Annotated in this window: 11 protein-coding genes; 9 read left to right on the plus strand and 2 right to left on the minus strand. The window is 68.6% G+C overall.

From position 1 onward, the window contains the following. Positions 1-69: 69 nt before the first annotated feature. Positions 70-2,049, plus strand: a complete 1,980-nt coding sequence (locus tag ACIA8G_RS09835; RefSeq protein WP_396417956.1) for a WD40 repeat domain-containing serine/threonine protein kinase — start codon at positions 70-72, stop codon at positions 2,047-2,049. On the opposite strand, the gene ACIA8G_RS09840 is transcribed toward ACIA8G_RS09835, so the two are convergent. Beyond that, entirely contained in the window at positions 2,044-2,511 is a 468-nt protein-coding gene (locus ACIA8G_RS09840) for a hypothetical protein (RefSeq protein WP_396417957.1), read from the minus strand. The two genes, ACIA8G_RS09835 and ACIA8G_RS09840, sit on opposite strands and share 6 nt — an antisense overlap. Before the next feature lie 88 nt (positions 2,512-2,599). On the opposite strand from ACIA8G_RS09840, the gene ACIA8G_RS09845 reads away from it, so the two are divergent. From ACIA8G_RS09845 to ACIA8G_RS09855, 3 genes are read left to right on the plus strand one after another with little or no spacing between them, the layout of a single operon-like run. Next, the gene (locus tag ACIA8G_RS09845) at positions 2,600-4,216 is read left to right on the plus strand and encodes a purine-cytosine permease family protein (RefSeq protein ID WP_396417958.1); all 1,617 of its coding nucleotides are present in this window, start codon (positions 2,600-2,602) and stop codon (positions 4,214-4,216) included. A 38-nt stretch (positions 4,217-4,254) separates the two neighbouring features. Further along, positions 4,255-5,955: a cation:proton antiporter gene (locus ACIA8G_RS09850; protein ID WP_396417959.1), complete on the plus strand. Its 1,701-nt coding sequence runs from the start codon at positions 4,255-4,257 to the stop codon at positions 5,953-5,955. Positions 5,956-5,998: 43 nt separating this feature from the next. Continuing rightward, entirely contained in the window at positions 5,999-7,015 is a 1,017-nt protein-coding gene (locus ACIA8G_RS09855; protein WP_396417960.1) for a hypothetical protein, read from the plus strand. 1 nt (position 7,016) lies between these two features. On the opposite strand, the gene ACIA8G_RS09860 is transcribed toward ACIA8G_RS09855, so the two are convergent. Further along, a complete protein-coding gene (locus ACIA8G_RS09860) occupies positions 7,017-7,778 on the minus strand; it encodes a GntR family transcriptional regulator (RefSeq protein WP_396417961.1) in 762 nt (253 codons plus the stop codon). Between the two features lie 184 nt (positions 7,779-7,962). Between ACIA8G_RS09860 and ACIA8G_RS09865 the strand changes: the two genes are divergently transcribed. The 5 genes from ACIA8G_RS09865 to ACIA8G_RS09885 all read left to right on the plus strand — a co-directional run bounded on the left by ACIA8G_RS09865 (position 7,963) and on the right by ACIA8G_RS09885 (position 13,730). Then, the gene (locus tag ACIA8G_RS09865) at positions 7,963-9,204 is read left to right on the plus strand and encodes an extracellular solute-binding protein (protein ID WP_396417962.1); all 1,242 of its coding nucleotides are present in this window, start codon (positions 7,963-7,965) and stop codon (positions 9,202-9,204) included. Between the two features lie 71 nt (positions 9,205-9,275). Further along, complete coding sequence (locus ACIA8G_RS09870) at positions 9,276-10,157, plus strand: carbohydrate ABC transporter permease (protein ID WP_396417963.1); 882 nt, start codon at positions 9,276-9,278, stop codon at positions 10,155-10,157. After that, complete coding sequence (locus ACIA8G_RS09875) at positions 10,154-10,975, plus strand: carbohydrate ABC transporter permease (RefSeq protein WP_396417964.1); 822 nt, start codon at positions 10,154-10,156, stop codon at positions 10,973-10,975. The genes ACIA8G_RS09870 and ACIA8G_RS09875 overlap by 4 nt, the downstream gene beginning before the upstream one ends. Continuing rightward, complete coding sequence (locus ACIA8G_RS09880; RefSeq protein ID WP_396417965.1) at positions 10,972-12,375, plus strand: beta-N-acetylhexosaminidase; 1,404 nt, start codon at positions 10,972-10,974, stop codon at positions 12,373-12,375. Before ACIA8G_RS09875 ends, ACIA8G_RS09880 begins: the two co-directional genes overlap by 4 nt. After that, positions 12,360-13,730 carry a cellulose binding domain-containing protein gene (locus tag ACIA8G_RS09885; protein WP_396417966.1) on the plus strand — a complete coding sequence of 457 codons (1,371 nt, stop codon included), beginning with the start codon at positions 12,360-12,362 and terminating at the stop codon, positions 13,728-13,730. Before ACIA8G_RS09880 ends, ACIA8G_RS09885 begins: the two co-directional genes overlap by 16 nt. The last annotated feature ends 135 nt before the right edge of the window (positions 13,731-13,865 follow it).

A 13,865-nucleotide genomic window follows, 5' to 3' on the forward strand; every position in this document is an offset into this window, starting at 1 on the left:
GGGTCCGGTATTCCACGAACTTGAGGGATACCCGCGAACGGGAGCGCTCTCCCATCTAAGCTGCGCGCCGTGACGGATGCGACAGGAAGCCTGGTTGCCCAGCGGTACCGGCTCCTCCAGGTGATCGGCGCCGGCGGCATGGGCCGCGTGTGGCTGGGCCGCGACGAGCTCATCGGGCGCGAGGTGGCCATCAAGGAACTGCTGCTGCCCGCCGGGCTCGACGAGCAGCAGCGGGCGCTGCTGTGCCAGCGCGCCATGCGCGAGGCCCAGCTCGCGGGCCACCTCAACCACCCCGGCATCGTCACCGTGCACGACGTCGTCGAGTACAACGGCGCTCCGATGATCGTGATGGAGTTCGTCAGGGGCGGCTCGCTGTCCGACGCCATCCGGTCGCAGGGCGCGCTGCCCGTCGACCAGGTCGCCTACATCGCCAACGCGATGCTGAGCGCGGTGCGGGTGGCGCACCAGGCCGGCATCGTGCATCGCGATCTCAAGCCCGCCAACGTGTTGCTGTCCGGGGACCGGGTGGTGATCACGGACTTCGGCATCGCCAGGCTGACCGGTGACGTCGCGCTGACCACGGACGGCTCCATCGTGGGCACGCCCGCGTACATGGCGCCGGAGCAGGGCACCGGCGCGCCGATCACGCCCGCGACCGACATGTGGTCGCTCGGCGCCACGCTCTACGCGGCGGTCGAGGGCCGGCCCCCGTACCAGGGCCAGGACTTCATGACGACCCTGTCGATGCTGCTCACCCAGGAGCCGCCGCCGCCCGCGCGCGCCGGGCAGCTCTCGTCGTTGCTGGGCGGGTTGCTGCGCAAGAACCCGGCCGAACGCGCGACCGTCGACCAGGCGCTGGCGCTGCTGGCCGGCGCACCCGTCCTGCTCCCGCAAGCCAGTAGACCCGGAGTCAGCAGACGCACCCTGCTCCTGGCCGGTGGCGGCGCGCTCGCGGTGATCGGCGGCGGTACCGCGTGGTGGCTCACCTCGAAGAAGGACACCTCCGGCGACGCGGCGGAACTGCCGACCACCCCGGGCAACAAGGACCTCTCGGTCAAGGAGGGCGGGGCCGAGCAGACGTCGACCTCCGTGTCGGCCGGGCCGAACCAGCCGGTGGAGATCACCGAGCACATCCAGTTGTCCGGTCACAAGGACGCGGTCACGTCGATCGCGTGGAGCCCGGACGGCAAGATCCTCGCCAGCGCCGACGACAACGGCGACGACGAGGAAGGCCGCATCGTCAGGCTGTGGGACACCGAGACCGGCAAGCTGATCGGCACCGTCCAGAACCCGGACGGGCCGGGTGGCGGCTCGGCGTGCGCGGTGGCGATCAGCCCCGACGGCAAGATCCTCGCGGCCGGCGGCAACGTCACCACCGACAGCACCACCTACCTGTGGAACATCGCCGACCGCAAGATGATCGGCGCGCTGGACGACGCCAGGTCCATCATGAAGACCCTGCGCTTCCACCCGGACGGCAAGACGATCGTCGGCCTGACCCACACCGGTGGCCTCAAGGTGTGGGACGTGGCGACCCGCAAGGTCAAGATCGGCCTGACCGAGGCCAACGGCAGCTCCGAGCTCGCGTTCACCAAGGACGGTTCGATGCTGGCCTACGCCAGCACCAAGTTCCAGGAGATCAAGCTGGTCGACCCGGCGACCGGCAAGACCATCCGCACCATCAACGACTCGACCGGCGACGGCGTGTCGTTCTCGCCGGACGGCAAGACCATCGCGGTGCCGGACGACGACGGCACGAACAGCATGCAGCTCTTCGACGTGGCGACCGGGCAGAGCAAGGCGGTCTTCGACCGCACCGAGGGCGACGAACCCATCACGAAGGCGCTGTTCCACCCGGACGGCAAGACCATCGCGACCTGGGGCCACGGCAACGCGGTGCACCTGTGGGACGTGGCGTCCAAGAGCGTGCGCGCCATGGTCATCGGCGCCGGTGCCCAGATCGAGGACGTGGCGTTCGACCCCAAGGGTGAGCGGATCGCCTGCGGTGGCAGGGACAAGTCGGTCCGCATCTGGAAGCTCAAGTCATAGTTCTTCCAGCTCGGTGACGTCGATGCCCTGGCGGTCCAGGGCGTCGGCGAACGCCTCGACGGCGTTGTCGAGAATCCACTCGCAGCGCGCCATCAGCGCGGCGCCCTCCGCCGTGCGGAAGGCCGGGATCGTCGCGGTGAGCCGGGCGGACATCGGCCACTCGTTGTCGTACTGCCACAGCTCACCGCTCGGGGTGAGCAGGATCCCGGCGTCCTTGAGCACGCCGGGATGCGCCGCGCTCGGCGTCCTCGTGCTGAGCACCAGCCAGCCGGACGCGATCCGGACCTTCTGCTCGCCGACCCGGTCGTAGAGGGTCTGCTCGGCCGGGACCTGGCGGCGGGTCAGCAGCGTCGCCACCTTGTGCGCCCACGCCGTGATGGTCGCCGACCGCGCCGCCCAGGCCGCGGCGGCGGCTTCGTCGGTGCGCCTGCGTTCCTTCATGAACGCCACGAGATCGTCCACCGGAGCCCCCCTCGTCACCGTGATCGTAAACACGCCCGTCACACGTGGGGTGATCGGCTGAAACCCGGGATTCGTAGCGTCGCGGACCATGACCGTCGACAACGTCGTGGAGCGCGCGCCGGCGCCGGCTCTCGGAGCGTCCGAAGAGACGCTGGAGGACTACACCCTGCGGTTCGCTCCGCGCACGTACCGGCGCTGGTCTCCTGCCGTGGTCGGGGCGTCCGCGCTGGGCGGGATCGCCTACATGGCGGACTTCTCGATCGGTGCCGGCATCGGGCTCACGCACGGCACCGGCAACGCCCTGCTCGCCATCGGGTTCGCGGCGATCGTGATCTTCGCGACCGGGTTCCCGCTCGCGTACTACGCGGCGCGGTACAACATCGACCTCGACCTGATCACGCGTGGCTCCGGGTTCGGCTACTACGGGTCGGTCATCACGAGCGTGATCTTCGCGAGCTTCACGTTCATCTTCTTCGCACTCGAGGGCTCGATCATGGCGCAGGGCCTGCGCTACGCGTTGGACCTGCCGCTGTGGCTGGGGTATCTCGTGTCCACGCTGGTGATCATCCCGCTGGTGATCTACGGGATGAAGGTGCTCGCGAAGCTGCAGAGCTGGACGAACCCGCTGTGGTTGCTGCTGATGGTCGCGCCGCTGCTGTACCTGGTCGTCGCGCAGCCGGAGTCGATCTCCAAGTTCCTCGCGCACGGGGACACGGCGGTCAACACCGCTTCGGTGATGCTCGGCGCCGGCGTGTGCCTGTCGTTGATGGGGCAGATCGGCGAGCAGATCGACTACCTGCGGTTCATGCCGCCGCGCACGGCGCAGAACCGCAGGGCGTGGTGGACCGCGACGATCCTGGCCGGGCCAGGCTGGGTGGTGTTCGGCGCGCTCAAGCAGGCGATCGGCGTGTTCATGGCGGTCTACGTGCTCGACGCCGTCGGCGCGGTGGCCGCGGTCGAGCCGATCGAGCAGTTCACCGGGGTGTTCAAGCAGTTCATGCCGCCATGGCTGGTGGTGCCGCTGGCGCTGCTGCTGGTGGTGCTCAGCCAGGTGAAGATCAACGTCACCAACGCCTACTCCGGCTCGCTGGCCTGGACGAACTCGTTCACGCGCGTGACCAAGCGGTATCCGGGGCGGCTCGTGTTCGTGCTGGTGAACCTCGCGATCGCGTTGGTGCTGATGGAGGCGGACATGTTCAGCTTCCTGAACAAGGTGCTGAGCTTCTACTCCAACTGCGCCATGGCGTGGGTCGTCACGGTCGCGACCGACATCGCGATCAACAAGTACGTGCTGAAGCTGTCGCCGAAGCAGCCGGAGTTCCGCCGCGGCATGCTGTACGCGGTCAACCCGGTCGGCGTCGGGTCGTTCCTGGCCTCCTCGCTGCTGTCCATCTCCGTCTACTTCGGACTGTTCGACGCCGGGATCCAGCCCTACTCGCCGCTGGTCGCGGTCGGCGTCCCGATCGTGCTGACGCCGTTGCTCGCGGTGCTCACTCGAGGCCGGTTCTACCTGCGCCGCACCGATGACGGCATCGCCGAGCCGGTGCTGGACGAGGACGGCAACCCCAGCGGCACGCAGTACGAGTGCGTGGTGTGCGGTGAGCCGTACGAGCGGCCGGACATGACGGCGAGCGCGCTGGGCGGGACGATCTGCTCGCTCTGCCTGAGCACCGACAGGGACGGGCGGCACGTGCTCACCACCTGATCGGGCAAGATCCGGCACCGTCCGACAAACTGCACGTCATGCAGGAACTGGCGTTGCTCGCCGTCGCGGCGGTGCTGATCATCGTGGCGGTGTCGTACGCCGCGCCGAAGCTGGGCGTCGCGGCACCTGTGCTGCTCGTGATCGTCGGGATGGGCTGCAGCCAGCTGCCCGGCGCGCCGCAGATCTTCGTGGAGCCGGACTGGATCCTGGTCGTCGTGCTGCCGCCGATCCTCTACTCGGCGGCGGTGAACGTGCCGGTCGTGGACTTCCGGCGCAACCTCAAGACGATCGGGTCGCTGTCGGTGCTGCTGGTCGCCGGGTCGGCGTTCGGCACCGGGCTGCTGATCTGGTGGCTGCTGCCGGACATCGGGTTCGCGACCGCGCTGGCGCTCGGCGCGGTGATCAGTCCGCCGGACGCGGTCGCCGCCACCGCCATCGGCAAGCGGCTCGGGCTGCCGCCGCGGCTCGTCACCATCCTCGAGGGTGAGGGTCTGGTCAACGACGCCACGGCGCTCGTGCTGATGCGCACGGCCATCACCGCGATCGCGGCCAGCGTGACCTTCGCCGGCGCGCTGGGCAACTTCGCGTTCGCCGTCGTGGTGGGCGTGGTGGTCGGTGCCGTGGTCGGCGCCGGGTCGGTGTGGGCGCGGTCGAAGATCCAGGGGCAGCCGGTGCTCACGACCGCGATCTCGTTCGTGGTGCCGTTCCTCGCGTTCATCCCGGCCGAGGAGCTGCACGCGTCCGGGGTCATCGCCGTCGTCACCGCCGGGCTGATCACCGGGCACCAGAGCACGAAGCGGTTCACCGCCCACGACCGCATCTCCGAACGCACCAACTGGCGCACGATCCAGCTGCTGCTGGAGAACGGCGTCTTCCTGCTCATGGGCTTCGAGCTGACGACGGTGGTCGGTGCCGTGGCGGACGACGGCCTGGGCCGGGCGCTCGTCATCGGCCTGCTGGCGACGGTGACGTTGATCGTGCTGCGGGTGGTGTTCGTGGTGCCGCTGGTCGCGGCGCTGCGCTACCAGCAACGCCGGGCGGACCAGATCACCGGCACGATCGGGACGATGCTCGACCGCTTCACCGAGCGAGGACCCCGGCCCGGCAAGCAGGAGCGGTTCGATCGGGCGACCAGAGCCCTGCAACGCAAGCAGGCGGACGTCGCCTTCTACGCGAGCGAAGGCCTCGGCTGGCGCGGCGGCGCCGTGATCGCGTGGTCGGGCATGCGCGGCGTCGTCACGCTCGCCGCCGCCCAGTCGTTGCCGACCGACGTGCCGCACCGCGCCGAGCTGATCCTGATCGCGTTCACCGTCGCGATCCTGACCCTGGTCGTGCAAGGGGGCTCGTTGCCGTTGGTGATCCGGTGGCTGGGCATCCGCGGCAACGACGCCGAGCACGAACGCCGCGAGTACGTCCGGCTGGCGGGGGAGCTGATCGCCGCCACGCAGGCGTTGCTGGAGAGCCCCGCGCTCGCCCGCGAGAACGGCAAGCCGTTCGAGCCGAAGCTCCTGGAACAGGCCCGCAAACGCAGCGCCGTCATGTCCGAGGCGGTCGACAAGTTGTTCACCGACCAGGACCCCGACAGCACGCTGCACCAACGCCGCGAGCTGCAACGCCTCATGATGGACGCGCAGCAGAACGCCCTGCTCGACGCCCGCGCCGGCGGGACCTACGGCTCGCACACCCTGGAGCGGGCGCAGTCCTTCATCGACAGTGAGGCCGCCCGCTTCACCGCCTGAGACGTGTAGGGAACGTGTAGAGCGGGTTGTTAGGCATGACGGCATGAGAAGAGCGCTGTCTGTCCTGGCCTCCCTGGCCATCGTGCTGCTGGCACTACACGTCCCGACCGCCACCGCGGCCACGAGTGTCAACTTCGAGCCGAGAACCGTGCTGGGGCCCGGCATTCCCCGCGATGGTTCGCCCTCCGAACAGAACGTCGTCGAGCTCGGCCAGGTCTCGCTGCGGATGACCAGCACCCAGACCGCCTACGTGGTCGCGGTGATGCGGGTGAACTCGGCGACGATCCGCACGTTGTTCGACAACGAGATCGTCTGCCGGTGGCCCGGCGGCAGCAAGAACATGGTGCTGGGACAGAACGTCTACCACAAGGGCAGCGGATCGCCGCAGTGGGAGGACGTCTCGCTGACCACGCGCTACCTCGTACAACCCGGTGTCGACGCGACGGTCACCTGCACGGCCTACCTGCGGACGGCGTCGCTCGGGTGGGACGACTCGACGGTCGCCCTCGTCGGCGGTTCGCTGAAGTTCGCCGACACCTCGGTCGCCAACGACACCTCCGGTGCGGAGATCCAGAAGAGCGTGTCCCAGGGCGTGATCCACCTCAACGCGGACAACGCCGACGCCCGCGAGCCCGCGCTGCCGACGTTCGACCTCGCACCGGGGTTCAAGGGGCTGAGTGTGTTCGGGGACAACGAGTACCTGATCTGTCACCCCGGCAGCGCCTGCGACAAGTCGAAGACGTCCAAGGCGAGGTTCACGCTCTTCGTCAACCAGTGGAAGGCTGATGGGACGGTGTGTCATTCGGACTCGTCCACCAGCGCCACCGTCGATGTGCCCTACTACGTGCACCATCTCGTTGTGCCGCTGCACAAGCAGAACTTCGAGGTGCGCACCGGATCTGGCTGCATCCCGCGGTTCAACGCCTACGTGCTGGTGCAGTGGCTGGGCGGGGAGACCGGCGGCATCCAGGGAACCGCGCACAACCTCACCGACTCGCGCGGCTCGGCTTCGCGCCACGTCTCGGACATGAGCCACGTCTTCGCGGTGCCCTACAAGTAAGTCAGAACAGGCCGTTGCCGAAGTGGGCCTGAACGTCGACCGTGTTGCGCGGCTGTGCGCCCAGCGTCAGCCGCGACACGATCCGATAGCGGTCGCCACGGTAGATCGAGTGCACGTACTCGACGTGGCGGCCTTCGGTGTCGGTGGTGAGCCGCTCGAACAGCAGGGCGGGCGCGAGCACCGGCACGGCCAGCAGTGAGGCCTCGGACTCGTTGGTCACGGTCGGCTCGATCGACTGGACGGCTTCGCTCACGTGCACGCCGTGTTCGCGCAGCCGTTCGTAGAAGTCCCCGGACTCCATGTCGTGCACCGTCAGCGCAGGGGCGACGGCGGTGGGGACGTGCAGGTACTCGAGGGCCATCGGCTCGCCGTCGACCAGGCGCAGGCGGGCGATGTAGTGGATCTCGGCGGCGGGGGAGAGGTTCAGGCGGCGGCCCACTCTGGCGCCCGCCGGGATCCTGGCGTGTTCGAGCACGCGCGAGTCCCACGTGCCGCCGGCCTGGGGCAGGGTCATGGAGTTGTGGTCCGACACCAGTTCCTGGGTGATCTTGGCTCTCGCCACGAACGTGCCGCGGCCGTGCTGGCGGATCAGCAGACCGGTGTTGACGAGTTCCTCCACGGCCGAGCGCACGGTGGGGCGGGACACCGAGAGTTGCTGGCACAGCACCCGTTCGGCCGGGATCGGAGCCCCCGCCGGGTGCGTCTCGATGAGTTCGAGCAGGTAGTCGCGGACCCGCTCGCGTTTGAGGATCGCCTCGCCCATGCCTCTCCGCTTCGTCGTCGGCCAAGTATGTCATACCAGTGGTAAGTAACCACTCCGAAGTTGATCGAGAGCGCTCGCACGCCTCTGAACTGGCTATTGACGCCGGTTAGTGGTCTATGCCACTTTCGACACCGCTCAGCTAGGCATGACCAATTGGTCATATCGGTTCTCTGAGAGGTGAGTCGTGTCGCGCTTCGCCGCCCTGCTCGTCCTGGCGCTGACGTTGTCCGCCTGCGGTACCGACGCGGGTGGAGGAGGTGAGCGGCAGGAGATCACCGTGTGGCTGATGAAGGACACGGCCACGGACGACTTCGTGAAGAAGTTCGAGAGCGAGTTCGAACGTGAGCACGCGAACCTCGACCTGAACATCCAGATCCAGGAGTGGAACGGCATCACGCAGAAGGTGACCAGTGCGCTCGCCAGCACCGATCCGCCGGACGTGATCGAGGTCGGCAACACCCAGGTCGCCCAGTACGTCGCCAGCAAAGGTGTCACGGACCTGTCCGGCAAGGTCGCCGAGCTCAAGGGCGAGGACTGGATCCCCGGTCTCGCGGAACCCGGTGCGGTGGACGGCAAGCAGTTCGGCGTCCCGTTCTACGCGGCCAACCGCGTGGTGATCTACCGGACGGACCTGTTCGCCGCCGCCGGGATCACCTCGCCGCCGAAGACGCGCGACGAGTGGATCGCCGCCACCGCCAAGCTCGACCAGGGCGACGTGCAGGGCATCTACCTGCCCGGCCAGAACTGGTACACGCTCTCCGGCTTCGTCTGGGACGAGGGCGGTGACCTCGCCGCCCGCGACGGCGACAAGTGGAAGGGCTCGCTGAACACGCCGAAAGCGTTGGCGGGCATGGACTTCTACAAGAAGCTGCAGGCGCTCGGCGACGGCCCGAAGGACTCCGACGAGGCCAAACCGCAGCAGACCGACGTGGTGGCTGCCGGCAAGGTCGCGCAGTTCATCGCGGTGCCCGGTGCGGCGAAGCTCGTGACCAAGGCCAACCCGGAGCTGGCGGGCAAGATCGGCTTCTTCCCGATCCCCGGCAAGACGGCCGACAAGCCGGGTGCGGTGTTCACCGGCGGTTCCGACCTGATCATCCCGCTCTCCTCGGCCAGGCAGGACGGCGCCTACGAGGTCGTCAAGGCGCTGGCCAGCGAGAAGTGGCAGGTCGAGCTCGCGAAGGCGATGAACTACGTGCCGAACCGCAAGTCGCTCGCCACCTCGGTCGGCGGGGACCCCGGCACCGCGGCGATGGCGGTGGGCGCGGCCAACGGGCACGCCACGCCGAACTCGCCGAACTGGGCGGCGGTCGAGGCACGCAACCCGATCAAGGAGTTCCAGACCGCGGTCCTCACCGGTGCCGACCCGGCCGGTGCGGCGGCGAAGGCCGACGAAGTGATCACCCAAGCGTTGAACTCGGGCAAGTAGCGGTGGCGACGATGACGGTGGAGCGGCCTGCCCAGCAGGCTGCTCCACCGCCCCCGAAACGCCGTAAACGGGTGCCTGTGCTCCCGTACCTGCTGATCGCGCCGACCCTGCTCGCCACCGCGTTCCTGCTGCTGTACCCGCTGGTGCGCAACGTGATCATCTCGCTGCAGGAGTTCGGGCTGCAACAGCTGGTGCGCGGCGACGCGAAGTTCGTCGGACTGGCGAACTACGCGCACGTGCTGGCCGACCCCGAGTTCTGGGGCGTGGTGCGCAGGACGCTCTACTTCACCGCGATCAACGTCGTGCTGATCATGGTGCTGTCCACTGTGGTCGCGCTGCTGCTGGTGCGGCTGGGGAAGTGGCTGCGGCTGCTCGTGATGGGCGGGCTCGTGCTCACCTGGGCCACGCCGATCATCGCCGCCACCACGGTGTTCCAGTGGCTCTTCCAGTCCCGGCTGGGCGTCGTCAACTGGGCGCTGGTGGCGCTGGGCTTCGAGGAGTACCGCGACTACACCTGGTTCGCCGACGGCGAGGCGACGTTCGGGATCCTGGTGACGCTGATCGTCTGGCAGTCCATCCCGTTCGCCGCGCTGTCGCTGTACGCGGCGATGGTCACCGTGCCGCAGGAGCTGTACGAGTCCGCGCGCATCGACGGCGCCGGCGCGTGGCGGGTGTTCACGGCCATCACGTTTCCCATGCTGCGCGCCATGTTCGGCCTGATCACCTGTCTCGAGGTGATCTGGGTGGTCAAGGCCTTCGTGCAGATCTGGGTGATCAGCCAGGGCGGTCCGGGCCAGGCTACGACGACGCTGCCGGTCTACGCGTTCCAGGTCGCGCAGTCGTTGCAGCGCTACGACCTGGGAGCGGCCGTCTCGATGCTCATGGTGGTGCTGCTGGTGCTCGCCCTGCTGGCGTACTTCCGCCAGCTCTACCGGCAGGAGAGGGACGCATGATCGGACGCCTCTCCCGCACCACCGCGGCACTGCTGGTCTTCGCCGTCTCGGTCTTCCCCGTCTACTGGATGGTGCTGACGGCCTTCAAGCCCACCAAGGACATCCAGGGCGCGACACCGACGTTCCTGCCGGCCTCGATCACGTTCGAGCACTTCGGCACGGCGATCGCGGCGAAGGGCTTCTTCTCGTTCTGGCGCAACAGCCTGCTGGTCGCCGGGGGAGCGGTGCTGCTCGCGCTGGCCGTGGCGTTGCTGGCGGCGTTCGCGGTCGCGCGGTTGCGGTGGAAGGGGCGGCGGGCGTTCATCCTGATGGTGTTCGTCGCGCAGATGACGCCGTGGGAGGCGTTGCTCATCCCGATCTACGTGATCGCCAGGGACACCGGGATGCTCGACACGCTCTGGATGCTCACGCTGGTCTACTTCATGATCACGCTGCCGTTCACGATCGTGACGCTGCGCGGGTTCCTCGCCGCGATCCCGGTCGACCTGGAGGAGGCGGCGCAGGTCGACGGCTGCTCACGCGGGCAGGCGTTCCGCAAGGTGGTGTTCCCGTTGCTGGCACCGGGTCTGCTGGCGACCTCGTTGTTCGGCTTCATCACCGCGTGGAACGAGTTCGCGTTCGCCAACGTGCTGATCATCAAGGACCAGGACGACCGCACGCTGCCGGTGTGGCTGTCGTCGTTCAACAACACCTTCGGCACCGACTGGGGCGCCACGATGGCCGCCTCGACGCTGTTCATGCTGCCGGTGCTGCTGATCTTCATCGTGTTGCAGGGCCGGGTCACCACCGGCATCGTCGGAGGGGCGGTGAAGGGATGATCGTGCCCGAGCCGACGCGGTTCATCCGTCGCAGCAAGGGATTCACCCTGGACAGCGACACGGCCGTCCGGGTCACGCCCGGTGCCGAGCACGCTGCCCGGCTGCTGCGCGCACTGCTCCGGCCGGCCACCGGTCTGCCGCTGCCCATCGCCGACCGCGGCGAGATCGTCATGGCGCTGGACGCCAAGCTCGTCGGCCTCGGCGAGGAGGGGTACGCGCTGACCGTCAACGAGCACGGCGTCCTGCTGCGCGCCGGCACGGCGGCCGGGCTGGCCCACGGTGTGCAGACGATCCGCCAGCTCCTGCCGGTCGAGGCGCTCCAGCCGACGTTGGTGTCCGATGTGGACTGGACGCTGCCCGGCGCGGACATCCGCGACGTGCCCCGGTTGCCGTGGCGCGGCTTCATGCTCGACGTGGCACGGCACTTCCAGCCGGTGCACGTGCTGCGGCGGTTCATCGACCTGATGGCCCTGCACAAGCTCAACGTCCTGCACCTGCACCTGACCGACGACCAGGGCTGGCGGATGCCGGTGCCGGGCCATCCACTGCTGACCTCGGTCGGCGGCTGGCGGACCGAGACCAACGGCGACGGCGAGCCCCACGGCGGCGTCTACACCCGCGGCGAACTGGAAGGGCTCGTCGCCCACGCGGCCGAACGCGGGATCCGGATCATGCCGGAGATCGAGATGCCCGGCCACGCCAGGGCGGCGCTGGCCGCCTACCCGCACCTGGGCACCTCGACGACCCCGTTGCCGGTCTGGACCCGGTGGGGCATCAGCGATGCCGCGTTCGGCCCGCACGCGCTGGAGTTCGTCCGCGAGGTCCTGGCCGAGGTGCTGGAGGTGTTCCCCGGTTCGCACGTGCACCTCGGCGGCGACGAGTGCCTGTTGCCGTCCGATGAGCACGGCCGGTTCCTGAGAGAGGCGGGCAAGTACCTGCTGGACCGCGGCCGCGTTCCGGCGGCCTGGGAACCCACCGGTGACCCGCGCGCGGTGATGATGCCCTGGCGGGACGCGAAGCAGGCCATTCGCCCGCTGGAACTGGGCCAGGGCGTGGTGATGGCCCCGCACACCTCCACGTACCTCGACTACCCGCAGTCCGACCGGTCCGGCGAACCACCCGGCCAGCCGGGGCTCGTCGTGACCTCCCGCGACGTCTACCACGTGCCGTTGCCCGACGGCGTGCTCGGCGCCCAGTGCCAGCTGTGGACCGAGCACGTCCGCACGCGGGAACACCTGGAGTACCTGGCGTTCCCGCGCCTCGTCGCACTGGCCGACACCCTCTGGTCGCAGCGCCCCTCCTGGGAGGGCTTCACCACGCGCATGCGCCACCACTCGACCCGGCTCGCCGCACTGTCCATCCCTGCCGAAGTGAGGAGCGAATCTTGCGAGCACTCATAGCTGGAACCTGCGCGGCCCTGGCGGTGGCCGCCTTAGCCGTCGCGCCGAGCGCCTTCGCGGCCGACGCCATCACCGCCCAGTACCGGACCAGCGCGTCCGGTGCGACCGTCGACCAGGCCGAACCGTGGTTCAAGCTGGTCAACTCGGGCACCACGAGCGTGCCGCTGCAGGAGGTGAAGATCCGCTACTACTTCCGCAGCGATACCCCGGACGTCGGCTACCGCTTCGCCTGCTCGTGGGCGGTCCGCGGCTGCGGCAACGTCAGCGGCACGTTCAGCACCATCACCGGCGGTGCGGCCGACCGCTACCTGGAGGTCGGCTTCACGAGCGGCGCCGGCGTGCTGGCGCCCGGTGCGGACTCCGGCGATCTGCAGCTTCGCTTCTGGCGCACCAACTGGAGCCGGATCAACCAGGCCGACGACTACTCGTTCCGCGGCGAGAGCACGTACTCGGCGTGGAACCGCGTGACCGTCTACCGGGGCGGCACCCTGCTCTGGGGCACCCCGCCGGGCGGCAGCCCGCCCACGACGACGACCACGACGAGCTCGGGCCCGCCGAACCCCGCAGGCCCCGCGCTGTTCGACGACTTCAGCTACACCAGCTCGTCCGACTCGCGGATCGGCCAGCGCGGCTGGACGGTGCGCTCGGGCGGTGGCGGCCCCGGTGTGCCGGGCGCGACCTGGGACCCGTCGCGGGTGACGTTCCCGAGCGTCGACGGGTCGAAGGTGATGCGCCTCGACTCCTGGAACAACGGTTCCTCCGCTCGCCAGACCGAGGTGTACCACCAGCGGAAGTTCTTCGAGGGCACCTACGCGTCCAGGGTGCGGTTCAGCGACGCGCCGGTGTTCGGCCCGGACGGCGACCACGTCGTGCAGACGTTCTTCACCATCACCCCGCTCAGCGCGCCGATGGACCCGAGCTACGGTGAGATCGACTTCGAGTACCTGCCCAACGGCGGGTGGGGTGAACCGGCCAACATCATGTTCGAGACGACGTGGGAGACCTACCAGGCGGAGCCGTGGGTCGCCGACAACGTCCACAACGAGCAGCGGACCAGCTACTCGGGCTGGCACGACCTGGTGTTCCAGGTCAGCGGCGGCCGGGTGAAGTACTACATCGACGGTGTCCTGGTCGCCGACCACGGCGACAAGTACTACCCGGAGACGCCGATGTCGATCAACTTCAACCTCTGGTTCATCGCGGGAGGCCTGGTCGGCAGCGGTGCCGAGCGCGCCTACCAGCAGGACGTCGACTACGTGTACTTCGCCAAGGACCAGGTGCTGAGTCCGGCCCAGGTGAAGTCCGCGGTCCAGAACTACCGCAGTTCCGGCGTCGAGCACGTCGACAACGTGTGACCGGATCGCCCTGGAACCGCCGTTCCAGGGCGATCATTCTGTTGAACTCTGTTGAAACGTGTAACTCCGGCTGTCCGGTAGCAGACAGCCGGACACACGGCGACTTGACACTTTCCCCAGCACGTAACAGTCTGT

The organism is Lentzea sp. NPDC051213 (genome assembly GCF_044455585.1).
Taxonomy (GTDB): domain Bacteria; phylum Actinomycetota; class Actinomycetes; order Mycobacteriales; family Pseudonocardiaceae; genus Lentzea.